Source organism: Rhizobium sp. PP-F2F-G48 (assembly GCF_004342335.1).
Taxonomy (GTDB): domain Bacteria; phylum Pseudomonadota; class Alphaproteobacteria; order Rhizobiales; family Rhizobiaceae; genus Ferranicluibacter.
Genome location: NZ_SLVH01000002.1, coordinates 625,325 through 650,377 on the forward strand (window position 1 = coordinate 625,325; position 25,053 = coordinate 650,377).

Consider the following 25,053-nt stretch of genomic DNA (forward strand, 5'->3'; position numbering starts at 1 on the left):
CGCCCTTCCGCATGTCCTGTTGCTGAAACGACACAAAATGGCCATCCGGGCGCTCAACTCTTAACAAGGCCTTAAGAAAATTGTTTGTTGAGAATGGCTTAGGTCGGCCGAAGCTTGCCTGAAACTGGTGAAAACCATGGCAAAACGGGGGCTGGGCGCCGGTGCTGCGGCATTCTCCGAAGCGGTCCTGGTCGCAGCTGTCAGCCGATGACGTGTTCGCGGCGGCTGCGAGGCGGCAGCGAGAATCGTTTGCGGCGGATGATTCCTGCCGAGAATCGGTGTCGCGACTCTTCAAGGCGGCAATGAGCCGCGGGGCGCGTGGCGCTCCGCGGTGGGCAGTGCGCACTTCAGGAGCGTCATTTCGACGGAGATGCTCTCCGAGCCCTGTCAGCCGGGAGTTTCGTAAGCCGAGACTCATTTTTGACTGGAGGTCAGAAATGAACATTAAGAGCCTTCTTCTCGGCTCCGCTGCCGCTCTCGCAGCAGTATCCGGCGCACACGCTGCCGACGCTATCGTCGCTGCTGAACCGGAAGCAATGGAATACGTCCGCGTCTGCGACGCTTTCGGCACGGGCTACTTCTACATCCCCGGCACGGAAACCTGCCTCAAGATCGGCGGCCGTGTTCGTACGCAGGTCGGCATCAACGATGGCGACGACACCGACTGGCAGGCTTACTCGCAGGGCTATCTGACGATCGAAGCCAAGAGCGACACCGAATTCGGCGCGCTGACGGGTTACATCAACCTTCAGGCCGATACGGACAAGCAGTACGGCAATCCGGATGGCTCGCGCAGCCTCGGTGCTGTTGCTCTCGACGGCGCGTGGATCAACCTCGCTGGCTTCGATGTCGGTTATTTCTATAACTGGTGGGACGAATACGGTATTGCAGGTGAAACCGACGAAAGCGGCGGCAATCTCTTCAACTCCGCGCGCTACACCTATGATGGCGGCGCTTTCTCCGCTGGTGTTTCCGTCGAAGACCTTCGCACACAGCAGAATCAGAATAACTTCAGCAACGACGATGTCGGTGCATCTGCTCTCCTGCTCGGCACTGTCGGCGGCGTAAAGGCACTGGTCATCGCATCGTACGACTTCGATGTCGATGAATCTGCTTTCAAGGGTGTCGTAACGGCCGACGTCGGCCCGGGCTCGCTTGAGATCGCTGGCATCTATGCCTCCGATCCGAACGCTTACTGGTCGAAGTCTGAGTGGTCTGTCGCAGCATCCTATGCGCTCAAGGCATCGGAAAAGCTGACCATCACTCCGGGCGCTCAGTACTTTGGCAACGTCGACCAGAGTGAATTCGGCGGCATTGCCGGTGGCATCAGCGATGATGATGCTTGGAAGGTTGGTCTGAGCGCGGAATACCAGATCACCACTGGCCTGAAGACTTTGGCGACCGTTAACTACACCAAGGTCGACTACGACACGACGCCCGCTGGTGTCGACGACGACAGCTGGACCGGCTTCCTTCGCCTGCAGCGCGACTTCTAAGTCACGCTACCGCAACGTCGTCAGACCTTCGATCTGAAGGTCTGACATCAAATTCATAAAGCCTGCAGTTCTCTCGAACTGCGGGCCTTGTGGTTTTGGAATTTTGAAAATAAGTATGGCCTGTATAAGGCATATTCCATACGCTGGATCCGGTGCATCGCGCATCGGTCCGGCTTTCGAAACATTTGAAGCGATCACGCTTCCCACGTCCGCATGGTCTGCATCGTATCTCGATGCCGATATCGCGAACCTGGGCCCATCATTCTGTGCGGCTTTTCCGCCGTGCAGAGAGCATTTGCATCGGCGTCCGTCACGGGACGCATCATTGGAGACGGCATTCATGGATATCAGCGGCAAGCCCTTCACGGCGGAGACTTATGGCGCCGGTTCGTTTTCCGGGCTGTCCTATACATTGCGCGCGGGGCGCGATTTCGAGCCGCCGGCCACCCATACGCTCGTCACGCTTCTCGATCGGTACGGCGACACGCTGTGGGAGGGCGGCAAGCACAAGGCCAATGTCGTCGCCTTCATCCACGATCTCTACGAAATGATGGCGGAGAAGGAATTTGCCGGCTTCTCCCAGGATATGCTCGACCGTCTGCTCAATGCACTGCGCAAGCGCGGCAACAGCAATGCGACGATCAACCGCAAAATGTCGGCGCTGAGCAAGCTCCTGCGCAAGGCGCACAAGATGGGCGACATCTCCGTCCTGCCGGATTTCACCCGGCAGAAAGAACGCGCCGGGCGCGTCCGTTTCCTGGAGCACGATGAGGAGGCGCGCCTCTTCGCCGCGATCGGCGCGCGCAACGAGCTCTATCGACGGCTCTGCATCTTCCTGGTGGATAGCGGTGCGCGTCTCGGAGAAGCGCTCGGCCTGCGCTGGAACGACCTGCAGGGCTCCATGGCAACCTTCTGGATCACCAAATCCGGCCGCAGCCGCTCCGTTCCGCTGACAACCCGAGCCCGCAAGGCTATCGGTCACGCCACATCGCGCGGTCTCGGACCTTTTTCCGGCATCGATCAGCAACAGTTCCGCACGGTGTGGAAGCTTGCCAAGCAGGATTCAGGCTTTCTCGACGATCCCGATCTCGTGCCGCATGTGCTGCGCCATACCTGCGCGTCGCGGCTCGTGCGCGGCGGCATCGATATCCGCCGCGTGCAGATGTGGCTCGGCCACCAGACGCTGCAGATGACGATGCGCTATGCCCACCTCGCCTCGCACGATCTCGATCTCTGCGTGCCGGTGCTGGAGCGCGCCAACAAGACCTTCGCCGCAGCGGCGAAAGCCAAGCGCATGCCGCAACAGGCGCCTTCGGCGCCGGCCTGCTGAGGTCGCAGATCACCGGAGAACCCCATTCGAGAACCGAGAAGCCTTACCCGGACGGGCCGCGACATCGGCACCGTCCGGGCTTGTCGCCGCGAGCGAGCTACTGCGCGCCATCCTGCAGTATTTCGTCCGTCACCACGTCGAAGCGCACCAGGGTCGCGGGACCGAAAGCGGTGGAAAGCGCGACGTCGGTCGCATCGCGTCCGGTCGCCATCAGGATGCGACCGATCCGGGGCTTGTTGTGCCGGGCATCGGCCGTATGCCAGTGACCGCCGAGATAGACCTCGAACCAGGCGCTGAAATCCATCGGATTGACGTCGATCGGCACGCCGATATCGCCGAGATAGCCGGTGCAGTAGCGCGCCGGGATATTCATCGCCCGGCAGAGCGTGATGGCGAGATGCGCGAAATCGCGACAGACGCCCACCCGGTCCGTAAAGCCGCCAAAGGCCGATCGCGTCGAATCGGCCTTCATATAGTCGAAGCGTATATGATTGTGGGCGAAGGAGAGGATCGCCGCCACGCGGGGCCAGCCCGGGGGCGTATGGGAAAAAGTCTGCCATGCGAAGTTCGAGAGGCGGTCGGTGTCGCAATAGCGGCTGCCGAGCAGGAAGACCAGCACGTCGTCGGGCAGATCCTTGATCGAGTGCTGAACGGCATCATAGGGGATCAGATCGGGCTGGCCGCTGTCGTAGATCTCGAAGGTGGTCGAAAGCGTCGTGATGCCGGCCGGGGCGACGATCCGGCTGCAACTGTTGCCGAAGCCATCGACATATTCCCAGGCCTCGATCGGCCGGTCGAACTGCAAAACCTGGTCCGTCAGCAGGTCCACGCGCCTGGAAGGATGAATGTTGAGCACCAGCAGCATCGCGGTGTCGTGTTGGCATTCATAGCTGATGTGGAACCCGGCTTTGATCTTCAAATGCTCTATCCTTCGGTGCGGCGTGGCGGGAGGTCATGCTGGACGGGAAACGGCGTGTGAGACGGATGGTTGCGCGTGCGCGCGCTCCGAGGCGTCGATGACGTCGGATTTTTGGCCTTCGGGATGCGCATTGACGTTTGCGGGCTGCGCGACGCTGCCTGCCTGCAACGCTTCGCTGATGACGTTGACCTGCACGGTCATGCTGTCGAAGTCGCCCTTCTTGCCGTCATAGCTTCCCGAAAGCGGCACCGCCTGCCGGGGCGTGCGGGCCACGCCGACGCGGATCAGGTCCCGGTTGCCGACGATGCCGTTGGTCGGATCGAACTCCACCCAGCCTGCTCCCGGCAGATAGACCTGGCACCAGGCATGGGTCGATCCGCCACCGAGCGTCACCTGTCCATCCCGGCTCGGCACATAGATATAGCCGGTGACGAAGCGGGCCGCGAGGCCCAGGGCGCGGGCGGCCTCCATCATCAGCAGCGCGAAATCGCGGCACGTTCCCTTGCGCAGACGCAAGGTTTCCAAAGGTTGCTGCGTCCCATGTTCCTGCCGGCGCGCATAGACGAAGCCTTCGCGGATCGCGAAGCAGAGCGTCATCAGCAGATGCCCGGTCTCCGTCGGCCGGCCGACGCGCACGAACTGGCGTGCCCATTTCCCCACCTGATCTTCGGGGTCCGGACAATGGCGTTTCATCGTCTGCTCAAGGTCGAAAGCCTCTTCCGGATCGTAGGCGAAAGGATAGGTTCGCGCCTCTTCGTCGATCTCGAAGTCGATCGGCACATGCGGCGTGTGTTCCAGCCGGATCAGCGTCTCGAAGGCCAGGTCCCGCGCGGGCTTCTCGAACCCGACCAGAGCCACGCAATTGCCGAAGACGTCATGAATCCAGCGGACATAGCTCGGCTCCGGCGACACATGAAGCGATGCCTCCAGCAGCGTCTGGTCGAAACTGTCGCGCGGTCGAAACATCAACCGGTGCTCGCCGAAGCCGACCGGCCGCTTGTAACGATAGGACGTCTTGTGGTGAACCGAGAAGAGAACCATTAGCCGACGTTAGCACCTCGCCTGCCGCCCGTCGCTGGGAAAGCTGATAAAATGGAGGGAAATTCAGGTTCGCCGCAGCGGACCGGCATGCGAAAGAGGTCGGACAAACGCCTGCCCGCTGTCCATGGCCGCGACGCGGGACGCGCGCGCCTGACCTTGCTTCAGACAGCAGGCACGACGGCGGCCATCCCGGTCTCTTCCCGAAGCCGTCCAGCCTCGTGCCGCGCCTCGCTCACAAATCCTTCGCCAGACGCAGCGCATCGTAGATCGCGGCATGGGTATTGCGCGCCGCGACGGCGTCGCCGATGCGGAAAAGGCGATAGGTGCCGGCGGGGTTGTGGACGAGGGTCTGGGGTTCTCCCGCCAAAAGGGCGTCGTAAGAGACTTCGCCAAGGTTGCGGGAAGCGGGGCGGAGCTCGAAATAGAGATCGTCGAGCGGGATGGTGCCGTGATTGACGACGATCTGGTCGACGATGCGCTCCTTCGCGCCGGCGCTGAGGTTGCCGCCGTAATCGCTGCCGACGCGGGCGACGATGGCGTTGCCGCGACGCTCGGCGGAGTGAAGCCGGTAGGTGACCGTGAATGTGGCGTCGAGCGCCTGCAGCGTGCGCATGTAGGGCACGAGATTCATCGCCATCACCTCCGGCGCGAAGGCGCGATCCGGCGTCATGATTTCGACCTTCGCGCCCGATTTCGCGATGATCTCGGCAGCCTGCAGGCCGGCATGGTCGCCGGCATCGTCGAACACCAGCACGTTGGTGCCGGGTTTCACGTCGCCCGACAGGATGTCCCAGGCAGACACGACGAGATCGTTTCCGGTGGAGAGAACATCCGTGTGCGGCAGGCCGCCGGTGGCGATGATCACGACGTCGGGTTGCTCGGCCGCGATCGTCTCGGCATCCGCCCAGCTGTTGAAGTGGAAGGTGACGCCCTGTTTTTCGCACTGGGCCATGCGCCAGTCGATGATGCTCATCATCTCGCGCCGGCGCTCGCTCTGCGCGGTCAGGCGAATCTGCCCGCCGGGCTGGTTGGCCGCCTCGAAGACGACGACGTGGTGGCCCCGCTCGGCCGAAACACGGGCGGCTTCCAGCCCCGCCGGTCCCGCGCCGACGATGACGATCCGGCGCAGGACGTCGGCTTTGGCGATCGTGTGCGGCATGGTCTCCTCACGGCCGGTCGCCGCATTGTGGATGCAGAAGGCCATGCCGCCCTGATAGATGCGGTCGAGACAATAATTGGCCCCGACACAGGGGCGGATGTCCTCTTCGCGCTTCTCGATGATCTTGCGCACGATATGCGGGTCGGTCATATGCGCCCGCGTCATGCCGACCATGTCCACCTTGCCGCTCGCGATCGCATGGCGGGCCGTGGCCACGTCGGGGATCTTGGCCGCGTGGAAGGTCGGGAAATTGGTCGCGGCGCGGATCTCGCCGGCAAAGTCGAGATGCGGGGAATTGGCCATGCCCTGGATGGGGATGACGTCGGTGAGGCCGGGATCGGTATCGATATGGCCGCGGATGACGTTGAGATAGTCGATCAGACCGCTGTCGCGCAGGCGGCGCGAGATCTCCAGACCCTCGGCCTGCCCCGTGCCGCCGGGCAGACATTCGTCCGCCGTGTAGCGCACGCCGAGAATGAAATCCTCGCCCACGCGGGCGCGCATCGCCCTGAACACGTCGAGACAGAAGCGCAGGCGCGTGTCGAGCGAGGCGCCGCCATAGGGGCCGTCGAGTTCGTTGGTGGCCGGCGAGGTGAACTGGTCGATCAGGTGGCCATAGGCTTCGAGCTCGACGCCATCCATGCCGCCCGCCTTCATGCGCTCGGCCGCGTCGGCAAAATCCTTGATGATCCGGGCGATGTCCCAGTCTTCGAGCTTCTTCGGAAAGGCCCGGTGTGCGGCCTCCCGCTGGTGCGACGGGGCAACCACGGGCAGCCAGTCGCCCTTGTCCCAGCGGGTCCGCCGGCCGAGATGGGTCAGCTGGATCATGATCGCCGCGCCCTCTTCATGCACGGCATCCGTCATCTCGCGGATATAGGGGACGATCTCGTCCTTGTAGGCGAGCAGATTGTTGAACACCGGCGGGCTGTCCTTCGACACGGCGGCCGAGCCCGCCGTCATCGTCAGGGCGACGCCGCCCCTCGCCCGCTCCACCGTATAGGCCCTGTAGCGCGCCTTCGGCATGCCGTCTTCGGGATAGGCCGGTTCGTGCGACGTCACGATGATGCGGTTGCGCAGGGTCAGATGCTTCAGCCGGTAGGGCTGCAGGAGGGGATCGCTGGACATGCCGTAGCTCCGATTGATGCGTCGGGGGTCGATGCGTCGGGGCCGGAGGCTAACGAGAAATGTACACATGTGTCAATCCGCAAAACAGGCCTGTACATTCACCTTGTTCACTGGGCCGGGATTTGGTAGGCATGAGGGTATGGAGCAAGCGGTGAGCGACAGCGGCTGGCGGGGGTCTTACGAGGGGTGGTTCGATGCCGCCTACACCTCGCTGCTGGAATCCGGGGTGGATTCGGTCAAGATCCTGCCGCTCGCCAAGCAACTCGGCCTGTCGCGCACCAGCTTCTACTGGTTCTTCAAGGATCGCGAGGCGCTGCTCGATGCGCTGATCGACCGCTGGCGCGACACGAATACCGGCAACATCATCCGGCAGTCGGAGGCCTATGCGGAGACGCTCGTCGAGGCGATGCTGAACGTGTTCGACTGCTGGCTCGACACCGCGCTGTTCGATGCCCGCTTCGAATTTGCTGTGCGCAGCTGGGCGCTGCAATCGCCCGAGATCGAGGCGGAGGTGCAGCGCGCGGATGCGGCGCGCATGGCGGCGCTCGCCCGCATGTTCGCACGCTTCGGCCATGACGACGTGGCGGCGGATGTCCGCGCGCGCACCACCTATCTCGTGCAGATCGGCTATATCTCCATGCAGGCCCGCGAGGACGTGGCGCTGCGGATGAAGCGCATTCCGCAGTACATCGCCATCTTCACCGGTCAGGAACCGCAAAGGCGAGAGCTCGACCGTTTCCATGCCCGCCACGGCTACCTGCAGGGATAGCGGAAATGGCGGTCGCGGCGATATCGAACACCGGCCCGATGGCCACCGCGCAGCGACCGATCCTTATGCCGACACGTCCATCGACCCACCTGTTGCGCCCGTTTGATCGCGCCGAGGCCTGTCTAATCGCGCCCTGGAATGGCGCGGCAGGACTGTCGGTCGCCCGGTCCATCCGCCACACTCCCTGCATCACGCGAGGGCCCTGGCCTTTCACGAAAGGAGACCTGCGGGCCGCAGATGCGGTCTGCGCCGAAGATCGGAATAAGGAGACTGTTCTTCGGGGCCTATGAATCTCCAAGCCTATGAAGCGGATGTCTGCGGCGTCCCGCTTTTTCTGCCTTGCCGCTCATCCATAAAAAGGGGAACGATAATGAAGAAACTACTCGCCTCCACCTGCCTCACCATGGGCCTGTTTGCCGGCCTCTCCGTCGCCAGCGCGGCCGAATGCGGCAGCGTCACCATTGCCAGCATGAACTGGCAGAGCGCGGAGGTCATCTCCAATCTCGACAAGCTGATCCTCAACGAAGGCTATGGCTGTCAGGCGGAAATCACGGTCGGCGACACCGTTCCCACCATCACCTCCATGGCCGAAAAGGGCCAGCCGGATATCGCGCCCGAAGCCTGGGTTGATCTGCTGCCGGACGTCGTCGCCAAGGGCACGGAAGAAGGCCGCATCGTCAAGGTCGGCTCGCCTTTGCCGGATGGCGGCAACCAGGGCTGGTGGATCCCGAAATATCTTGCCGACAAGCATCCCGACATCAAGACCATTCCCGACCTCCTGAAGCATCCCGACCTGTTTCCGAGCGAGGAAGACCCGAGCAAGGGCGCCGTGCTCAACGGCCCGCAGGGCTGGGGCGGCACGGTGGTGACGACGCAGCTCTTCAAAGCCTATGACGGCGAGAAGGCAAACTTCACGCTGGTCGATACCGGCTCCGCCGCCGGCCTCGACGGCGCGATCGCCAAGGCCTATGAGCGCGAGAAGGGCTTTGCCGCCTATTACTGGGCACCGACCGCCCTGCTCGGCAAGTATCCGATGGTCAAGCTCGACGCCGGCGCACCGGCGGATGCGGCCGAATGGAAGCGCTGCAACACGGTTGCCGATTGCCCGGACCCCAAGCCCAACGCCTGGCCGGTCGACACCATCGTGACGCTGGTGGCCAAGCCCTTCTCCGAGAAGGCCGGGCCAGAGGTCATGGCCTATCTCGAAAAGCGCTCCTGGAGCAACGAGACCATCGGCAAGCTGATGGCCTGGATGACCGACAACCAGGCGAGCGGCGAAGACGGCGCCAAGCACTTCCTGAAGGAAAACAAGGAGATCTGGACCAAGTGGGTTTCGGCCGACGCGGCCGCGAAGATCGAAGCGGCGCTCTGAGCTCCGTCCTTTGAGGCGGTGTGCGCCGGCGCTTGAGCCTATCTGGGCCCGGCGCCGGCGCACGCCGCCTCCCGCTTGCCGTCAGAAGAAGAAAAAGACGTCGCACGGCTCCTTCCAGAGAAAGGGACCCGCATGGAATGGTTTTACACATTTCCACACATGGATGACGACGCGCTTCGCAACTTGAAAAAGACCATCGACGAGGGATTTCGGGCCTTCACCCGGACATATGGCGACGCGATCGAAAGCCTGTTCTCGCCGCTCCAGACCTTCCTGCTCGCGACCGATCGCTTCATGACGCAGACGCCCTGGCCGATCATCACCGCGATCATCCTGACGATCGCCTGGTTTGCCAGCCGCAGCGTGAAGATCGTGCTCGGCTGTCTCGTGACGCTGCTGCTCATCGGCTATTTCGACATGTGGACCGACACGATGCGGACGGTCGCGATGATCTTCGTCTGCACGGTGCTGTCGATCGCGGTCGGCCTGCCGATCGGCATTCTCATGGCGCGCTCCGATACGTTCCGGCGGATCGTCAATCCGATCCTCGACGTGATGCAGACCATGCCGAGCTTCGTCTATCTCATTCCCGTGGTCATGCTGCTCGGCATCGGTCGCGTGCCCGGCCTCATCGCCGTCGTCATCTACGCCATCCCCCCGATGATCCGGCTGACCGACCTCGGCATCCGGCTCGTGGACAAGGACGTGCTGGAGGCGGCCGATGCCTTCGGCACGTCGGATCGCCAAAAACTCTTCAAGGTGCAGCTCCCCCTCGCCCTTCCCACCATCATGGCCGGTATCAACCAGACGATCATGATGGCGCTCGCCATGGTCGTGGTGGCCTCGATGATCGGCGTTCAGGGTCTCGGCCAGCCGGTGCTCAAAGCCATCGCCAACCAGTATTTCACGCTCGGCATGTTCAACGGACTGGCCATCGTCGGCATCGCCATCATCTTCGACCGCGTCAGCCAGGCCTATGGCAAGCGCCTGCAGAAACACCGGGAGATCGTCCATGGCTGACCCCCTTGCGTCCAAGGCTTTCGGCGGCATCGCCGTGCGCAATCTCTACAAGATCTTCGGCCCCAATGCGGCAGCCCATGTCGAGGCGGTGCGCAACGGCATGACGAAGACCGAGCTCAACGCCTTGCACGGCCATGTGCTGGGGCTTCGCGATATCAATATCGAGATCGCCTCCGGCTCGATCCAGGTGATCATGGGCCTGTCCGGCTCCGGCAAGTCCACGCTGATCCGCCATATCAACCGGCTGATCGACCCGACCGCCGGCGAGGTGCTGGTGGATGGCGTCGACGTCGTGAAGATGGGACCGGCCGAGCTGCGCAGTTTCCGGCGCCACCAGACGGCCATGGTGTTCCAGAAGTTCGCCCTGCTGCCGCATCGCAGCGTGCTCGACAACACCATGTTCGGCCTGGAGATCCAGGGCATCGAGCGCACGACGTCGCGCGACATCGCCATGCGCTGGCTGGAGCGGGTGGGGCTGAAAGGCTTCGAGAGCAAATATCCGAACCAGCTTTCGGGCGGCATGCAGCAGCGCGTGGGGCTCGCCCGTGCACTGTCCAACGATGCGCCTGTGCTGCTGATGGACGAGGCCTATTCCGCGCTCGACCCGCTGATTCGCATGGACATGCAGTCGGTGCTCCTCGACATCCAGGCGGAGATCCGCAAGACCATCGTCTTCATCACGCACGATCTCGACGAGGCGCTGCGGCTCGGCGACCAGATCGCCATCCTGCGCGATGGCGAGGTGATCCAGCAGGGCACGAGCCAGGATATCGTGCTGCGCCCCGCCGACGACTATGTCGCAAGCTTCGTGCGCGAGGTGAACCGCGGTCGCGTCGTTCATGTCGAGGCGGTGATGACGCCGCTGCGCGGACCGGCGTCCGGTGGCACGGCATCCGGTGGCCGCACCATGGCCTCGACCGTCACGATCGAGGAGGCGCTTCGCCTGCTGGTCGGCGTGCCCGAGGATGAGGCCACAGTGGTGGACGCCAGCGGCCAGCCCGTGGGCACGGTCAGTTTCCGCCAGCTTGCGGGCGCCATGGTCAATGCTCACGAAATCGGGGCTCACGGCATAGGGGCTCACGGTATTGGGGAACCCGACATCGGCCGGCCGATGCCGGAGGGCCGCTCCCACGTCGCCTGAGCCGGCCTCAGGTGAACCGGACTCACGTGAACCGGCCTCAAGGCAGGCTCGGAACCGGACGTCTGCCCGCAGCCGCGGGTGGGCTCTCGGCCCTGGCCCTGTCCGCCGTCGGCGAGACCTCGGGCATCATCGACGAAGCTCGATTCGTCCGAGCCAAAGAAAAGCGCCGCCCGGGCGATCTCCTCGGCCTCGCCCCTGCGACCGAGCGGACTGCACGCGCAGAAGCGCGTGGCGGAACCCGCGCGCGCGATTACAGCGTCTTGCTGGCAGGGCGCGTTTTCGTGCCCAGATTGCCGGAGAAAGACGTCGCGCAGACGTCGAGCGCCTCGACCACCGACCGAAGGTAAGTGCCGCGCCGACTGTCGCCCGCCCGTGTCGCCTCGGCGGACAAAGCCTCCCGGATCCGGTCGATGAAGCCCTGATGATCGAACGCATCCGACCGCACGTTGACCTTCACCTCATCGACATAATGCGTCACCAGCGGCTCCAGATCGAGGTTCCCGTCGGCCTGATACATGACCGCCATCTGCTGGGCGAGTTTGACCATCTGGACATAGGGCCCGAACGCGGCGCTCATGAACGTCTCCTTTGAAGGCTAGCTATCCCCGCCACCACGACACGGCAACGCGCGTGACGAAGACGGTATCGAATTGCCCTGAAGATGGTGATCCCCGCCCGCAACGCCATCAACCCCCAAGATAAACTTTCCGTCAGACGCGCGCCAGCGAAGATGCGTCGGACGTGAGAGGGAAGCGAACGGGAGATTGGCCGAGACTCGGCTGAAGACGTTTCGGGATCCGGCGGTGAAACGATAGGCGTTCCCGCAAAGCGTCAGACTTGCGCGAACGTGCAGATCCAATCACCGATTGGACCGTCGAAAAACCGGGTGAATGAAGAAGATAAATGGAGGGCCACGCCCGACGATGATGAGCACGACGTCTACGCTATTGCACTCTAACACTGCACGGCGCTACTTTCAGTGCCAATTGGCGCAGTTCATCAGCGGTTTTGGCCATTCTCGATGGGCGGGTGGCTTGTAGCATCGCTGGAACAGCAGGCCGCCTCGTCCTTGCTTCGCCCCGCAACGCATGAAGAGGAGATCGCCCATGCCTTCCTACCCTCCCTTTATCATAGAACCGGGCGAGCCGAGCACCGCGACGTTCTTCCGTGGAGAGCCTCACTGGTCTAACCCGCCCCATGCCGACGCCGCGCTGATCCGCGCGACCGAGGAGCGGCTGAACGTCGTGTTGCCAAATTTGCTCCGAACCCTTTACCTGGAGCAGAATGGCGGCGGTTCAGACTTCATCTACTCGGCGATCGAGCCCGGCGCACCGCTTGCTCCGGTCGAAGCCGATTTCGACAGGTGGTGGCGCGGGAGCTTGCCTGGCGAGGCGCTGCTGCCGCTCGGCGATCTCACGAGCATGGAAGCGCTACAGGAGACATTCGACTACGACCCGGACTATTCATGGCGCGAGCACCTTCCCGAAGCCGGCCGATTGATCCGGATAGGCCAGGAGGGATGGGACGACTATCTCTGCCTCGACTATGGGAACGGACGAACCGAGCCGCGCGTGGTTTTGTTTGACGACGTGCGCTGGACCCCCGGCAACGATGCACCTTTCGAAGCCGTATGGCCGGATTTCACGACCTTTTTCACAGGACTACGCCGCCCTACGCTGACCTTTCACGAGGGGCGGCCCTACCGGGGAGTGATGCCAGCTGGCCCTCGCGATCAAAGCATGACGGAAGGCTGAATGAGCAGGGTCGAGAGGCGCTCATCCTTTGTCGCTACAGATAGGGACAAGTCGGACGCCCATGCAGAATTCGGCGGTGATTGAGTAACCATCGAGCGGAATATCGCGCCATAGCGTAATATCGGCGGGAATGGCGGAGAAGATGGGAAACGCTAATAAAAAAATAAATCGTTCAATATCAGTCACTTAAAGCATGACTTAACACGGGTTTTGTAGCAGACTTTGTTGTCAATTTTGTAGTGGAAAGTCACCACGGTGTCGTGCAGCACTTGCCTTCTGACGTTTCTCTCTCTCAAAGAACGCTCGCATCTTAAAAAATTCGCTCAGTTCGCCGTCCGTGGCTTTCGCGATGATCTGTTTAAATTCTTCTTGGTCATCCATGGAAGGAATCTCCAGCCTCAGCCAGTCTAACAGGAACTCGCGAGCCTTCCCGGTGACCAAGTTATGACCGACCAAGAAGCATGTATGCTCCATCAGGTGCATCATTTGATAAGCATAGAATTGCGCTGGCGACATTCCATATATGCCGGCAATATGAGCTTTCTCACGTTCAGCTGCGAGCTGCCTAGTTACTTCCACTACTGTAGAAAGGTTCCTGGCTTTACTATTTTGAACTAATGCAAAAACGGCCGCTAAGAGGGCGAAAAGCGAGCCTAATGCGCCTACAGCAGCGATTACTTCCACCAAACTGAATGTCTTCGGAAGCCATTGGAACCCGGCTTCGACACTCTGTTCGATCATTTGCTGTCTGGAACCTTCTGGGGTGGCTGCACAGGCTGTGGCTGTTCGGCTGGCAACGCCGCTACCGGACGTATAATCGGAGTTCTGAGATAGCTGTTTATTTCTAAATTACCGGGTCGGTCCACGCTTACTAGCATAACGCCCGGTGGCAAGATTGGATGCTTTTCCGCCATCTGGTTAAACTCCATTCTCGCTAAATTTAACTTTTACCCTGCGTTTGCCCACCGTTCGAACCGGTTGCGCCGCTTCGAGCGGCCGGGGCACTAGAAGCGACGGGAGTGCTTGGTTCCGAGGACGGCTTAATCACAGGGTTCTTCATAAAGGTCTTTTGCACATGGTCACTGCCACTTGTAATCGCAGGCGACCTTGAAAAACCATCGTTGACGATAACGCGTTTGATGTCTGACATGCTCTTCTCCAATGATCAGCTAGGAGGGTGCCACGATAAGAAGCTAGTCTTTGCTTTCTTTATCCGTATCCTTCTTCAGCTCTTTTTCGACACGCTCTTGCATATTAGTCGTTGGCCTTATGAGGGGCGTCTTGAGGTAGCTACTTTGCGGGTCGGTGATACCGCCGTGCGGTAGATCGAACTCTTCTAAAGGATTGAAACCTGGCAATGGCCCGAACGGAGATCTCCTGATCATCATCACTACCCTCTTGCCTCGAACATTTGATGAACAAACATTAATACGCCAATTCCAGCGAGTCTAGCTGAATCGCCACTGAGACTAGATCTAGTCGGAGACTTCCCGCACACTCCGTAGAAACACAACACCTATGATGCTGAAATGCGAAGCTCGCCAGCTACCGCATAAGAGCTGTCTGACCTCAAATGGTCGAAAGCGCAGTGAGTTCGATGGTTCGCTCTCTCTAGTGCCTCTAGCGGTCGATTTGCCGGAGCACTGCCCCGGGTCCATCCGCTAGACGCAAGGCGTCTCTACGTTCCATCATCGGCTACTATCTGCCGGTCGCTACCGAGGTTGGCCTGTATGAGAGGCTCCTCTGAGATTCGGGCATCCGCCCTTATCCCCGCTCACGCAGACCGGGGGCATTGATCCCACCCCCGGATTCCTTTCAGCCTTAACCCAACCCCATTTAGAGACACCTCAAAGCAGGGATCAACCGCCAAGCCTTGAGATCAGGGGGACCAAAAAAGCTTCCAAAGGAAACCTCCTGACTGTCCTCGAAGTGAGGACAATCAATAATGTGGTGGAATAAATTAGAAACACAACCGGCTAACAGATCTCTCCACAAAAAAAGCTCACCGCAATCTGCGGTGAGCCTCCCACTCATTCGAGCAATGTATGATTAAGCGTCCGCGTTGCGCATCATTACATCCATGATGATTTCGCGAAGCTCCTGCTTCGTAGCCCGCTCAAGACCGAGCCTCGCCAGCCGGTCCCGAATAGACGGCCTACAATCGTCATAAGAAAGCATCGCGAATTCGCGCTCGTCGTCGGCCAGCCGAGCGAGGATTTCGGCCCGCTTGGCTTCAAGGGGATCGGCGTGACGCACCTGCCCGTCGAGAACCATACGCTTCAGTTCCGGGGAGAGCGCCATTACGCGGCCTCCGGGACGATTAGCGCGGGGTTGAAATTCTGGTGAGCAATACTCCAGACAGTGCCGTAATGGACATTTGACCGCCAGAGCCGGTTGCTAGCATACTTACGGATAATAGCCTTCGTAGCCGCGTCCATCGGGATAACATGCCACACAAGCGGCTCTGAAACTTCCATCAACTTCAGCCGGTTGGCGTCGGTCGGCATCGCGTCGAAAGCAAGGATCGCAGCGCGGACATTCGCAAGAGCACCTGACTGTTCAAAATAAGCGGTGATGAAGTGCCGGACGTCATAAACAGCGCCCTCAAGGTTTTCGAGGACTTCGCGTAAATCCTCCAACGCAAGATCTGCCGGATCGTCTGCGCCAGCATTGGCTTCAATACGCCCCTTCAGCCATTCGGCAATCCCGCCGCGCAAGTCTTCGCTCCATTCGAGGCAATTGCCTGCGGAGTTCAAATTTCCCTCCCCTGCCGTGCTATCGATATATTCAGTAAGCGTTGCAGCGGGCGTCTGGGTCATGTTATTTTCGGTCGTCATTGCGATTTCCTTCTAGCTATCGCGGTGAATCTGGATTGAGGGGCGACAAGGCGAAGTGTGGTAGCAGAGCCTTGTCGTTCCCATTCTTGAGGGACTATTCGCCCTTTGCGCCAACGCTTAGCAGCGTGTGCCGCGTTGGCTTCCGAAGCTTCGAACGGATCGCCTTCAGGCGTTCGATCTCTGCAAAGGATTTCTTCAAAGCTTCAACGTCGCCGCGTGGTAAAGAGGCACTTGCTTCGTGCGCGGCATTGATCGCGTGTTCGATCTCATGAAGCTTGTATTCGTTGATGAGGGCCGCAAGTTCTTTCGCGCCGTCAAGCATGACACCCATCATTCCGTGCGCTCTTTCGAGCGCTGAGAACGGCTTCTCCCAAGGCGCTTCCGTCTCGAACGTCTGCATTTCTTTGCTGAGATCAGTTCCGCTGATGTGGATGCCATAAGCGTCAAGGTTTTCTTCGAAGTCGACATGACGACCTTCCATGAAAGCATGGAATGGTCTCAAGTATGTAGTCGGTGCCGCATCCCGTTCGGCATCTTCGGATTTTGCCTTTTGGCGCTCCCGGTAGGCTCGGACTTTTTCTGCGCTTGTCATCGCCATAGGACAACTCCTTTATTGTTTGGTTACGGTTACAGTAACCGACCAAAGTTGTCAAGCGACTATGAGCACGTTTCCCTCATCGGTCCCGGCGAATATCAGCATCGGCCAAATGCCGAGCGTGCCGAGGGCTTCAATGATTTTGGTGCGAAGATCATCCGGCGCTGCCGGATCGAACTTCCGGGCGATGCCCTCGACGGCATCGATGGCATTGAAGTAGTTGTCAGTGTGGAAGTATGCGGCTGGCTGCATTTCGGTGTTGCCTTACGTGATTGTGCAAGGCCGTTTTGATTCAATTCGGCTGCTTTGGCAAGCGCCAAAGATAAATTATTTCAATAGCTTAGTTATAAGTAAGCACTTACTTACTTTTGAAATAAAAAGGCCCTCATGCCGAGGGAGACATGAGGGCCTTTATGGTGCTAGACGCAAAAGATGGAAGCCGTTGCGTCCGGCTTTCTTGGTTTTCTCCAAACAGCAACCGGTCGAATGACCAAAGACGACCGGTTGATATTTCACTTATAGCGGGATGCCTGAGCGGCTGCATACGAAAGGCAGAGAAAGTTCACGACTAGCCGGGATGGTGCATTCTGGAAATGTTGGATGACACTCGGTCGCTTTGCTCCCTCCCTGCGCGCTTCGCTTGCCAGCTCGCATTCGCTCGCTTGACTGTTCGAGCATCATCTAATCTCATCCCATCACAATAACCTGCGGGAATAGGACTTATTCCCCCTCGACTTGAACAACCTATAAAAGCCGACACAAGGCCGGCGAGTGTTCAAGTCGAGGGGGATTTCTGCGTCAAACAGGTGGTGAAGAGTTCTGGCTGGTTAGGCCCACTAGGCGGCTTCCATTTGCCTAGCAGCACTCCGTAATCCTGCCCTTGCGGGCAAAGCGGTGAGCGCCACGCTCGACTTTCCTTCAATCGATACGTGACCGGACGTTGTGGTTGCTGATCCTGTCAGCGTTTCACATTGCGTCCATCTTTTTATTGCATCCATTCCAGCGGTTTCCCGGTGCGGCGATAACCCGCTGGTGCGTCCGATGTTTTCCATCGGGGAGCCTGTCAGCGCGATCTTCCGTTCGTCTCTGGCTGACTGATAGCGCCGGTCATGTTCCCGGTATCGCCCTCGCATCCAAGGCCAGTATGGTCCTCATGGAGCTAACGACGCTCCTAAAGGGGAGCCGCTGAAACAGGGTTGACATTAAAGGAATTTAATCCTATAAGTGAACACGCTGAACTCAGAAGCAGCATTCAACGCCCTCGACAGAAAAGCACACTGTCGAGGGCTTCTTCGTATTATAGCAAGATTTCCGCGTAAGCGCTTTTGCCTGCTAAAATGCATCTCATCTCAGAGTATACAGGATTTTATTCCCCGAGTGAATCCTCAATCTTTCCGCCATAGCGACTCATAGAGAGGCGTTTGAGGGACCGGATAGGCAAACCCTCATCCCAAAGCCTCAAACGCGCCAGTGACTCGCTCTGAGTCAAACAGCGAGGCTAAAACTCTCGACAAGCTGCGCAGAGACCGTCCACGGCGATTCCGCAGCGAAAGTCCACTCCTTACAGGTCCACTTCCGGGCAGTAGGCTCGCCGTAGGGCTTGAACAGGAACGGCTCATTACCTCCCCTCGCCTCAAAGAAATCCACGATCACGCGCATGTCGTTGTAGACCAAAGCGTTCCACGACAGGGAGACCTGACGGCGAATATGGTTGATGCCCTTGGGCGTCGGCTGGCTGTAGCCGTCCCCGAACTCCGCCTCCCAGAGGTTCACGGTCGGCTTGTGCGAGGTGCCGGGCGACGGTGCGACGGGCGGGCTGAAGGTCGCCAAGGGCATTAGCGCCCCCTCGAATTAAGCGTGTTACCGGGCCTGCTCTGACGGCGAATTTCGTCAGCGACGACGCCGCGCATGGTCGCTTCCATCTCGCGCGCCGTCCGACGAGCGAGGTCCGCGTTCTGATCCGGCGTGCCGGAGGATCCGGTGACGGTCACGGGTGCATTGATCGTGATGGACTGCGCAGTTGCTTCCCGCACTGACGCCTGACGGGCAGAAGGAAGCTGTGGGATCTTCGGCATGCGGAGATCGACCGGGATGTTCCGGCCATCCGGCAGCGGCACGGCGGCTTCAGGTCCAGCCTCACCGAAGATCGCGGCAGAACGCGAGATCCCGCCCTTAGCGAAGCGCTTCAGAGGAACAGGCTTGCCGTTCGCAGCGATACCACCGTCCGCAAAACCGAAGATCGCGCCAAGGATGCCGCTACCTGCACCGCCAAGGATGCCGGCAAGCGGACCCTTGCCGAGAAGTGCAGCCTGAAGCGTGGCGTCTACGAGGCTGCTAAGCAGGTTCTGCACCGCGCCCTGAAGCGTCTGAGTGCCGGTCAACAGACCGCTGAGGCTGCTGGTAAAGCCCTCTGCAAAATACTCCTGCGCGTTCTTGAGCCCTTCGGCCGAGGTCGCCACCTCCTGATTCTTCGTGTTCAACTCACCGGTGAGCGTGATCTGTTCGCGCATCTTCGCCAGTTCGGCATCGGACAGCGTGATGCCGGCGCGCCCTGCCTCTACCTTGGCCTGATAAAGCTGAAGCTCGACACGCTGCTGATTTGCCGACATGCCGGAAATCGACTGCTCGAACCGGGCAAGGTCCAAGCCTTCCTGCACCGTCCGATTCAGGCTCTTGCGGGCTTCGTCCTGCTGCTTCGCAAGTTCGACGGCCTGCTGTTGCGCAGTCGTCGGTTCAAGCTTCTGGGCGGCCGTAGGCGTGCCGTCATAGGCGTTGCGGATCGTGCCGTCATCAACACGGCGCAAGCCTTCCCACTCATTGCGCAGGCCGGCCGGATCATTGCCGCGACGACGCAATAGCGCGCGCGCAAGTTCGTCCTGGGTGGCCTGATCGTAGAGGCGATCACCGGACAGGCCAAGTTCCTTCATGAGGCCTTCAAGGGTCGCGCCCGTGATCTGGTAACGACCAAGAGCCGACGAACCCTTGCCGTCACCGTAGAGTGCGCGGTTCGCCGGGTTAGCGAGCATCTGGCGCTGAAGGTCGCGGACCTGATTCAGCGTCATGCCGGTGAGGTTCTGTGCGCCGTTCGTCCAGCGTCCGTGGTCGAGCGTGGCGTTGTAGTCGCCTCCGCTCTCGACGGACGCAACAAGGTCGAGGATATTGTCGTGCTTGCCGAACTGCTGAATGCTCTTGGCACGATTGGCGATGTCGGTCGCCTGCCAGACTTCGCCCATAGACCGGGCGTTCTTCACCGCCTTCTGGTAGGCGGTCTCCATCGCGCTCGACTGCGCAAGCGTGTCCAGTTCGGCCTTCAGTTCCGGCACGAGGTTCTTCAGGTCGGTCAGAGCTTCACCGAAGTTTTTCGCCCGTTCCGCGTTCATCTTCATGTCGCGGCCGAAGTTCGTGGTGATGTCGGAAAGGCCCTTCAGGACTTCCTTAAACTCCTTTGAACCTCCCGTGACCTTGTGGATCTCTTCATCGACGGCACTCAAGGCAATGGCGAGGTTGCGCAGTTCCGCGCCCTGAATCAGGTTATCCTTCTGCGCCTTGACGCGATTAATTTCCTTGACGATGCCGGCGCGCTGAGCCTGAAGCCGCTTAAGCTGCTCTTCCGGCGAATTGTAACGTTCAATCGCCTTGTCGCGCACCTCCCCGCCGAAGTCGGGGTAAAGCGCGCCCATGATCTTGCTCGCCACGCCAACGCCCTCGACAGCCGCCTGCTTCGCGTAAACCGTGAAGTTGCGCCACATGGTCGCCCATTCGCTATCGATCTTCTTCGCGGCTGCAATCTGCTCTTCCGTGAACAACGCGCCTTCGTTGCGCAGGCGCTGGATCTCACCGACAGACAGGCCGAGCGTCTTGGCAAGCTCTTCGGCACCGGTGCCGCCGAACACCTCATCGAGGATACGGGTCTGCGCTGCCGCGTCCAGCTTCTGGAGCTTGCCGATGATCTCATCCATGAATCGAGATGGATCTTTCAAGCGCTCCGCAACATCGGAGACGCTATAGCCGAGCCGCTTAAACGACTCTTCCGCGCTGCCCTTGCCCGTCTCTGCGAACTCATCACCACGGATGTTCAATTCCTTAAGAGCGTCGGTCATGCCATCAATGCTCATGCCGGCTGCGGTGGCGACGTTCGCCCACTGCTGCCAGACCTTCGCGGTGACGCCAGCCTTACGCGCTTCGCGATCAACCTCCGCGATCGAGGACGCGATCTCCTTCACGGCCATGACCATACCGCCCGCGACAGCGACGGCAGCGCCGCCCTTCGCCATGGTGCCGAATGCCTTCTCCATGCTGCTGGCGATATTGCTGCCGGCCTTGGCGTAGGTCTGTTCCATGTTGCGGGCAGACTGCCGGGCGCGAGCCTCAAGGGCCTTGCTGCCACGCTGCTGGATCGCATTCGCGCGCGCCATGCCCTTTTCCAGCTTATCGACGCGGGCCTCGATATCGACCACAAGGCCGGGAAGTGCGACGTCCATTCGTTATTCCTTAAAAGGTGAAGATGCCATCGGCATCGGGATCGTTGTAGCGGGAGAGGTTGTCCTGATAGATCGCGGCAAAACGCACGGCCATGAGGGCGGCGACAGCACCGTCGATCTTGTCGCGGGACTTCGACTTGTCGAACTTCCGGTTGCCGGCCGCGTCACGCACCACAGCAACGTTGTCGAAGTTCCATCGAAGGATGGGATGGCCCGAATGATAGAACTTGCCGGCGAGGATGGCGCGTTCGACCTCATCGCAGGCCGGTGACATGGAAATGAAGCCCTGCCGGAAATCGACTACCGGCAAGCTGTCGTTCATGAGGTTCTGCTGTAGCTTCTGCGCGCGCCACGGATCGAACGCGATCTGCCGCACGTCGAATTCCTTATCAAGCTCGCGGATCTTAGCTTCCACGAAATCGTAATCGACGGCAGCGCCGGGCGTGGGCGTGATAAGTTCGGCGGTCGCCCAATCCTGATAGTTCACGCCCTCGACGCGTGCCTTCTTTGCCATCACGTCTGCCGGGCAGAAGAACCACGGCTTGACGACATAACCGCCATCATCGGTCGGCCACGCGGCAACCACTGCCGTCAGGTCCGAAACTTCAGAGAGGTCTACGCCAAGAAAGCACGGCCGCGACTTTCCGAACTTAGAGAAGTCCACCGGGACCGTGCCGCAACGGTCATAGCCGGCCATGTCCACGAACGGGCTGGAACTCTGGTTCTGCCAGACGCCGAGGTAAAGCTGCTGAAGGATCTCGCGCTCGATGATGGAATACTGAGCCTTGATAGCCCGCTCCCGAAGCGCCTGAAGCGACGGGTAGCCATGTGCGAGGCCCGGCAGCAACTTGTGCCAATTGGCCTCGTCCTTCCAATCGACATCGGCCGAGCCTTCAAAGATCACCGGCAGGGTGTGCGGGTCGGTGATCTCGCCAAGCTGGATCTTCCGCGCCGCTGCCACTTCCTTGTAGGCAAGCGTCTCCTGTCCACGGCCGGCAGTCGTCAGCACGACCATGAGGCCATTGTTCGTCTTGTCGAGCGCCGACGACAGCACGCGCCAAAGCTCACGGTGCTTCTCGGTCGTCCATGCATGAAGCTCATCCGCGACCACGACAGAAGGCGTCGAGCCGTGATGACCAAGACCTTCCGATGACACGGCTTCGTAGCGCGTCCGAGTCTTGGCGTTGACGATCTGGCTCTTATAGTCCCGAACACGGGCCGTGCCCTTATAGCGGCCGTCCTGCGACACAATCAGCGCGACTTCCTCGAACAGTTCGCGCGCCTGCTTCCGGGCAAAGGCTGCGGACTGGATAAGACCGCCCGGCACCTTCTCAGGGCCGAAGGCGCAAAGCAGGACGATGGCAGCGGCAAGCGCGGTCTTGCGCGATCCACGACCAAGCTGAATGACAACCTTCTTAATCTTGCGGGTGCCGTCCGGGTTGCGCGGCCCGAAGATGGCGCGGATGATACGTTCCTGCCATTCGTCAAGCTGGAAAGGATGGCCGGGTGCCGGGTTCTTCGGATGCCGGTTCTTGCGCAGCCACTGGATAGCGCGCTCGCCATCTCCGAACGTGTCTTCGATAGGTGAGCCGTCGAACAACCATTCGGGCCGGATGACAAGGGCGCTCATAGATCCAAGCCCTCTTCGTCGTCCGCTTCCATCATGACGGCACGCGACCGGGCCGAAGGCGTAAGGCCAAGTTCGCCCGCCGCGCGAAGCTGCATCTGTTGCGCCTGAATAAGGGCAGTGCTGGCAGGATGGCGCTTACCGGACGCGGAAACGTGGCCTTCGACCTGAAGCAGCCGGTGCAGTTCCCGCATGGTGCCAAGCGCAATGCAGTAGTTTTCGAGCGCTCCCATGTCCGCGAACGTGACAACCTTCCGCTCAAGGATCAGGATCGGCGCGACACGACGCCATTCCGCCTTCGCATCCTTCGACAGGTATGCGGGCGGCGGCGGAACCGTGACAACCGGCGACGTGCCGGGCGTGATCGTCGAAGGCTTCAGGCCGCGCGTCATAACGTTGCGACCGCTCGAAGCTCAAGGCCGCGCCGCCTGCCAATCTCCTTGATCTCCTCAAGGTCGTAGGCCGCGCCGTTGTAGGTCACGCGGTCCTTCGTGGTGATGCCTGGCACATATCGGACACGGAAAATGATGGTGCCCGTTTCAGCCTCGCCAAAGCCGGTCAGGAACTCGTTAGACGACTGCTGAACGATCTCAGCGCGCGTCGTTGCGATGATCGACCACAGGCTAGACACGCTGCCTGAAGGCGCGATAACATCGGCCTGACGTTCAATGGAGATGACGCGATCAAGCTTCCCGGCGCGCATCAGATGCTCCACCGCATGACGGCTTCGACCGTCATGACGCCGTGCGTGTAGGCCTTATCGGGATCAGGGTCGCGCATCCAACGCACGACCGGGAGAGCCCATTCGTCAACGTCGAAACCTGCCGTCGCGGGCGCGTGCTTCAGGACGTTCATGACCGCAAAGCCTATAGCCTTGGCCGTGTCGTTACGGTCTTCCATAGCCCAAATGTGGAGGTCGACATAGACACGCGCGACATACTGCGAGCCGGCAGCGTGTCCAAGGAACACGGTCTGGCCGTCGCTCATAATGATCATCGGCATATGTTCCGGCCGCGTCGAGCCGGCGCGGATGTGGTCAGGCTGCACCATTGCGGTAACGGCCGGCGTGTCGATCAACGCGGCACGGATTGCGGTGCGCAGGGCAACGCTAGGCTCAATCATTGCTGAGCTTCCGATTCTTCAGGGCCGTGGTGATTGCGCGCTGGATACGGCGTTCCGCCTTCGGCTTCGCGATCCGAAAAGCCGGCAGCATGAACGGCTGAGCCTCATGATTGACGGTGCCGAACTCGATAAGATGCCCGTGACGCATGGTCTCGTTACCCACGGTGACAAGCACCTGATTCGGGCCGGCCGTGCGCTTCCCGCCGCCCTCGGCATAGGCGGGCGTGGTCTGTCCGGGGCCGGTGACTTCGATGCTGTCGATCAGCGCGCCGCTGTCGCGTGATCCTTCGGCAAGGGCGCGCATGTTGGCTGCTACCTCTTCACCGGACTTCATCAGAGCCGGGCGAAGAGCGTCCAATACGTCCTGCGGAATGGCAGAAAGGCGCGCGCTCAAAGCAGCCGACTGTTCCGAGAGGGTCTTATTCCGCGACATGGCCGGTCACTTCCACGCGATAAGGGCGCAAGAAATCGATGGTGCCATAGGGCAAATCGTAGGCGTTGATGCCGATCAGGACCGCTTCACGGTTCTCATAGAGGTGCGCGGCAAGCTGAAGGACGGCCTCAACGATGGTTGCCGGCAGCGGATCGAAACCAGACAGCGGCTTGCCGAGATAGGCCGCGCACCACTCTTCGGCCGCTGCCAGCTTGTGCGAAAGCAGCGCGTCGTCGGTGTCGTGGTCGATATTCGACTGTGCCTTGAGAAGGGAAAGGGGGACGATGGTCATGCGTTTTCGCTCATTTCGGAAAAATCTATTTCGGGAATCTCACGCGCAGTGCTCCCCCCGCCGGTCCCCTTTGAAGGCGCAAAGTCGGAGACCACCCCCCGGCCGAGCGAGGCGACGACCCGGCTTTCGCGCAGCACCTCATTAAGAACCTTCTTATGTGCTCGATACCCTGTGTTCTTGACAGGCTTGCTAAGCGCCGCCTCAATCGTCCACCTGAGCTTGAGGCGGGTTCGAATGGTGCCAATCTGGATACCGTATTCGTTAGCCCACTGTTCGAGCGTCTGGACCCTGCCGAACGCCTCATAGGTCGCTGCGGGACGGCGTGCTGCCGGTGAAGGCTTCATCCGTGCATGCGCAATGGTTGCAACGTTGAAGCGCTGGCGGGGTGCCTCGTAGCCACGGCTGATACACCGCTGAACATGCGTGTCACGACGCCCATTCACCTTAAGAAGATGCTCATAGAGACGCCGCCGAACGGCTGCGCATTCAGCTTCGAACTCCTGCCTATCGATCTCACGGGCTTCGGCGGGCGTCATGGGA

The 25,053-nt window shown here is 60.5% G+C and carries 26 protein-coding genes; 7 read left to right on the forward strand and 19 right to left on the reverse strand.

What is annotated here, in order from left to right:
• Positions 1-437 precede the first annotated feature (437 nt).
• Entirely contained in the window at positions 438-1,496 is a 1,059-nt protein-coding gene (locus tag C8J36_RS07525; RefSeq protein ID WP_132533775.1) for a porin, read from the forward strand.
• A gap of 340 nt (positions 1,497-1,836) precedes the next feature.
• Positions 1,837-2,826 carry a site-specific integrase gene (locus tag C8J36_RS07530; protein ID WP_132533777.1) on the forward strand — a complete coding sequence of 330 codons (990 nt, stop codon included), beginning with the start codon at positions 1,837-1,839 and terminating at the stop codon, positions 2,824-2,826.
• A gap of 97 nt (positions 2,827-2,923) precedes the next feature.
• On the opposite strand, the gene C8J36_RS07535 is transcribed toward C8J36_RS07530, so the two are convergent.
• The 3 genes from C8J36_RS07535 to C8J36_RS07545 form a co-directional block, all read right to left on the reverse strand.
• Complete coding sequence (locus tag C8J36_RS07535; protein ID WP_132533779.1) at positions 2,924-3,745, reverse strand: transglutaminase family protein; 822 nt, start codon at positions 3,743-3,745, stop codon at positions 2,924-2,926.
• Positions 3,746-3,778: 33 nt separating this feature from the next.
• Complete coding sequence (locus C8J36_RS07540) at positions 3,779-4,786, reverse strand: transglutaminase family protein (RefSeq protein ID WP_132533781.1); 1,008 nt, start codon at positions 4,784-4,786, stop codon at positions 3,779-3,781.
• A 232-nt stretch (positions 4,787-5,018) separates the two neighbouring features.
• A complete protein-coding gene (locus C8J36_RS07545) occupies positions 5,019-7,070 on the reverse strand; it encodes an NADH:flavin oxidoreductase (protein ID WP_132533783.1) in 2,052 nt (683 codons plus the stop codon).
• Between the two features lie 139 nt (positions 7,071-7,209).
• Here C8J36_RS07545 and C8J36_RS07550 point away from each other — a divergent pair, with 139 nt between their 5' ends.
• From C8J36_RS07550 to C8J36_RS07565, 4 genes are all read left to right on the forward strand, one after another.
• Positions 7,210-7,839, forward strand: a complete 630-nt coding sequence (locus C8J36_RS07550; RefSeq protein WP_132533785.1) for a TetR/AcrR family transcriptional regulator — start codon at positions 7,210-7,212, stop codon at positions 7,837-7,839.
• Positions 7,840-8,209: 370 nt separating this feature from the next.
• Positions 8,210-9,211, forward strand: coding sequence for an ABC transporter substrate-binding protein (locus tag C8J36_RS07555; RefSeq protein WP_132533787.1), 1,002 nt, complete (start codon positions 8,210-8,212; stop codon positions 9,209-9,211).
• Between the two features lie 132 nt (positions 9,212-9,343).
• Positions 9,344-10,231 carry a proline/glycine betaine ABC transporter permease gene (locus tag C8J36_RS07560; RefSeq protein ID WP_062594747.1) on the forward strand — a complete coding sequence of 296 codons (888 nt, stop codon included), beginning with the start codon at positions 9,344-9,346 and terminating at the stop codon, positions 10,229-10,231.
• Complete coding sequence (locus tag C8J36_RS07565) at positions 10,224-11,372, forward strand: glycine betaine/L-proline ABC transporter ATP-binding protein (RefSeq protein WP_132533789.1); 1,149 nt, start codon at positions 10,224-10,226, stop codon at positions 11,370-11,372. Before C8J36_RS07560 ends, C8J36_RS07565 begins: the two co-directional genes overlap by 8 nt.
• A 250-nt stretch (positions 11,373-11,622) precedes the next feature.
• Here the strand turns inward: C8J36_RS07565 and C8J36_RS07575 are convergent, their stop codons facing one another.
• Positions 11,623-11,949 carry a hypothetical protein gene (locus C8J36_RS07575; protein ID WP_207897458.1) on the reverse strand — a complete coding sequence of 109 codons (327 nt, stop codon included), beginning with the start codon at positions 11,947-11,949 and terminating at the stop codon, positions 11,623-11,625.
• A gap of 529 nt (positions 11,950-12,478) precedes the next feature.
• Between C8J36_RS07575 and C8J36_RS07580 the strand changes: the two genes are divergently transcribed.
• The gene (locus C8J36_RS07580; protein WP_165914985.1) at positions 12,479-13,126 is read left to right on the forward strand and encodes an SMI1/KNR4 family protein; all 648 of its coding nucleotides are present in this window, start codon (positions 12,479-12,481) and stop codon (positions 13,124-13,126) included.
• A gap of 228 nt (positions 13,127-13,354) precedes the next feature.
• On the opposite strand, the gene C8J36_RS07585 is transcribed toward C8J36_RS07580, so the two are convergent.
• From C8J36_RS07585 to C8J36_RS07655, 15 genes are all read right to left on the reverse strand, one after another.
• Entirely contained in the window at positions 13,355-13,867 is a 513-nt protein-coding gene (locus C8J36_RS07585) for a hypothetical protein (protein ID WP_132533793.1), read from the reverse strand.
• Positions 13,868-14,319: 452 nt separating this feature from the next.
• Positions 14,320-14,514 carry a hypothetical protein gene (locus C8J36_RS07590; protein WP_132533795.1) on the reverse strand — a complete coding sequence of 65 codons (195 nt, stop codon included), beginning with the start codon at positions 14,512-14,514 and terminating at the stop codon, positions 14,320-14,322.
• Between the two features lie 661 nt (positions 14,515-15,175).
• Positions 15,176-15,427, reverse strand: coding sequence for a hypothetical protein (locus C8J36_RS07595; protein WP_132533797.1), 252 nt, complete (start codon positions 15,425-15,427; stop codon positions 15,176-15,178).
• Positions 15,427-15,963: a hypothetical protein gene (locus C8J36_RS07600; protein ID WP_132533799.1), complete on the reverse strand. Its 537-nt coding sequence runs from the start codon at positions 15,961-15,963 to the stop codon at positions 15,427-15,429. The genes C8J36_RS07595 and C8J36_RS07600 overlap by 1 nt, the downstream gene beginning before the upstream one ends.
• Before the next feature lie 94 nt (positions 15,964-16,057).
• Positions 16,058-16,561, reverse strand: coding sequence for a hypothetical protein (locus tag C8J36_RS07605; RefSeq protein ID WP_132533801.1), 504 nt, complete (start codon positions 16,559-16,561; stop codon positions 16,058-16,060).
• A gap of 51 nt (positions 16,562-16,612) precedes the next feature.
• Entirely contained in the window at positions 16,613-16,810 is a 198-nt protein-coding gene (locus tag C8J36_RS07610) for a hypothetical protein (RefSeq protein ID WP_132533803.1), read from the reverse strand.
• A 1,233-nt stretch (positions 16,811-18,043) separates the two neighbouring features.
• The gene (locus C8J36_RS07615; RefSeq protein WP_132533805.1) at positions 18,044-18,394 is read right to left on the reverse strand and encodes a phage tail protein; all 351 of its coding nucleotides are present in this window, start codon (positions 18,392-18,394) and stop codon (positions 18,044-18,046) included.
• Positions 18,394-21,039 (reverse strand): phage tail tape measure protein, encoded by a 2,646-nt coding sequence (locus C8J36_RS07620; RefSeq protein ID WP_132533807.1) that lies wholly within the window; start codon positions 21,037-21,039, stop codon positions 18,394-18,396. The genes C8J36_RS07615 and C8J36_RS07620 overlap by 1 nt, the downstream gene beginning before the upstream one ends.
• Positions 21,040-21,049: 10 nt before the next feature.
• Complete coding sequence (locus C8J36_RS07625) at positions 21,050-22,669, reverse strand: terminase TerL endonuclease subunit (protein ID WP_132533809.1); 1,620 nt, start codon at positions 22,667-22,669, stop codon at positions 21,050-21,052.
• On the reverse strand, positions 22,666-23,058 hold the full coding sequence (locus tag C8J36_RS07630) for a phage terminase small subunit P27 family (RefSeq protein ID WP_132533811.1): 393 nt from the start codon (positions 23,056-23,058) through the stop codon (positions 22,666-22,668). The genes C8J36_RS07625 and C8J36_RS07630 overlap by 4 nt, the downstream gene beginning before the upstream one ends.
• Positions 23,055-23,369 carry a phage head closure protein gene (locus C8J36_RS07635; RefSeq protein WP_348631353.1) on the reverse strand — a complete coding sequence of 105 codons (315 nt, stop codon included), beginning with the start codon at positions 23,367-23,369 and terminating at the stop codon, positions 23,055-23,057. Before C8J36_RS07635 ends, C8J36_RS07630 begins: the two co-directional genes overlap by 4 nt.
• Positions 23,369-23,788, reverse strand: coding sequence for a DUF3168 domain-containing protein (locus C8J36_RS07640; protein WP_132533813.1), 420 nt, complete (start codon positions 23,786-23,788; stop codon positions 23,369-23,371). Before C8J36_RS07640 ends, C8J36_RS07635 begins: the two co-directional genes overlap by 1 nt.
• Positions 23,781-24,182, reverse strand: a complete 402-nt coding sequence (locus C8J36_RS07645; RefSeq protein WP_165914986.1) for an HK97-gp10 family putative phage morphogenesis protein — start codon at positions 24,180-24,182, stop codon at positions 23,781-23,783. The genes C8J36_RS07640 and C8J36_RS07645 overlap by 8 nt, the downstream gene beginning before the upstream one ends.
• 25 nt (positions 24,183-24,207) lie before the next feature.
• The gene (locus tag C8J36_RS07650) at positions 24,208-24,513 is read right to left on the reverse strand and encodes a head-tail connector protein (RefSeq protein ID WP_132533817.1); all 306 of its coding nucleotides are present in this window, start codon (positions 24,511-24,513) and stop codon (positions 24,208-24,210) included.
• Positions 24,510-25,049 (reverse strand): hypothetical protein, encoded by a 540-nt coding sequence (locus C8J36_RS07655; protein WP_132533819.1) that lies wholly within the window; start codon positions 25,047-25,049, stop codon positions 24,510-24,512. Before C8J36_RS07655 ends, C8J36_RS07650 begins: the two co-directional genes overlap by 4 nt.
• Between the last annotated feature and the right edge of the window lie 4 nt (positions 25,050-25,053).

Coding starts and splice junctions, on each gene's coding strand:
- C8J36_RS07530 (WP_132533777.1), top strand. CDS start 1,837: ATGGATATCAGCGGCAAGCCCTTCACGGCGGAGACTTATGGCGCCGGT.
- C8J36_RS07575 (WP_207897458.1), bottom strand. CDS start 11,949: ATGAGCGCCGCGTTCGGGCCCTATGTCCAGATGGTCAAACTCGCCCAG.
- C8J36_RS07640 (WP_132533813.1), bottom strand. CDS start 23,788: ATGATTGAGCCTAGCGTTGCCCTGCGCACCGCAATCCGTGCCGCGTTG.
- C8J36_RS07650 (WP_132533817.1), bottom strand. CDS start 24,513: ATGACCATCGTCCCCCTTTCCCTTCTCAAGGCACAGTCGAATATCGAC.
- C8J36_RS07600 (WP_132533799.1), bottom strand. CDS start 15,963: ATGACGACCGAAAATAACATGACCCAGACGCCCGCTGCAACGCTTACT.
- C8J36_RS07610 (WP_132533803.1), bottom strand. CDS start 16,810: ATGCAGCCAGCCGCATACTTCCACACTGACAACTACTTCAATGCCATC.
- C8J36_RS07590 (WP_132533795.1), bottom strand. CDS start 14,514: ATGATGATCAGGAGATCTCCGTTCGGGCCATTGCCAGGTTTCAATCCT.
- C8J36_RS07620 (WP_132533807.1), bottom strand. CDS start 21,039: ATGGACGTCGCACTTCCCGGCCTTGTGGTCGATATCGAGGCCCGCGTC.
- C8J36_RS07565 (WP_132533789.1), top strand. CDS start 10,224: ATGGCTGACCCCCTTGCGTCCAAGGCTTTCGGCGGCATCGCCGTGCGC.
- C8J36_RS07625 (WP_132533809.1), bottom strand. CDS start 22,669: ATGAGCGCCCTTGTCATCCGGCCCGAATGGTTGTTCGACGGCTCACCT.
- C8J36_RS07585 (WP_132533793.1), bottom strand. CDS start 13,867: ATGATCGAACAGAGTGTCGAAGCCGGGTTCCAATGGCTTCCGAAGACA.
- C8J36_RS07605 (WP_132533801.1), bottom strand. CDS start 16,561: ATGGCGATGACAAGCGCAGAAAAAGTCCGAGCCTACCGGGAGCGCCAA.
- C8J36_RS07560 (WP_062594747.1), top strand. CDS start 9,344: ATGGAATGGTTTTACACATTTCCACACATGGATGACGACGCGCTTCGC.
- C8J36_RS07630 (WP_132533811.1), bottom strand. CDS start 23,058: ATGACGCGCGGCCTGAAGCCTTCGACGATCACGCCCGGCACGTCGCCG.
- C8J36_RS07615 (WP_132533805.1), bottom strand. CDS start 18,394: ATGCCCTTGGCGACCTTCAGCCCGCCCGTCGCACCGTCGCCCGGCACC.
- C8J36_RS07655 (WP_132533819.1), bottom strand. CDS start 25,049: ATGACGCCCGCCGAAGCCCGTGAGATCGATAGGCAGGAGTTCGAAGCT.
- C8J36_RS07525 (WP_132533775.1), top strand. CDS start 438: ATGAACATTAAGAGCCTTCTTCTCGGCTCCGCTGCCGCTCTCGCAGCA.
- C8J36_RS07580 (WP_165914985.1), top strand. CDS start 12,479: ATGCCTTCCTACCCTCCCTTTATCATAGAACCGGGCGAGCCGAGCACC.
- C8J36_RS07635 (WP_348631353.1), bottom strand. CDS start 23,369: ATGCGCGCCGGGAAGCTTGATCGCGTCATCTCCATTGAACGTCAGGCC.
- C8J36_RS07595 (WP_132533797.1), bottom strand. CDS start 15,427: ATGGCGCTCTCCCCGGAACTGAAGCGTATGGTTCTCGACGGGCAGGTG.
- C8J36_RS07545 (WP_132533783.1), bottom strand. CDS start 7,070: ATGTCCAGCGATCCCCTCCTGCAGCCCTACCGGCTGAAGCATCTGACC.
- C8J36_RS07550 (WP_132533785.1), top strand. CDS start 7,210: ATGGAGCAAGCGGTGAGCGACAGCGGCTGGCGGGGGTCTTACGAGGGG.
- C8J36_RS07540 (WP_132533781.1), bottom strand. CDS start 4,786: ATGGTTCTCTTCTCGGTTCACCACAAGACGTCCTATCGTTACAAGCGG.
- C8J36_RS07555 (WP_132533787.1), top strand. CDS start 8,210: ATGAAGAAACTACTCGCCTCCACCTGCCTCACCATGGGCCTGTTTGCC.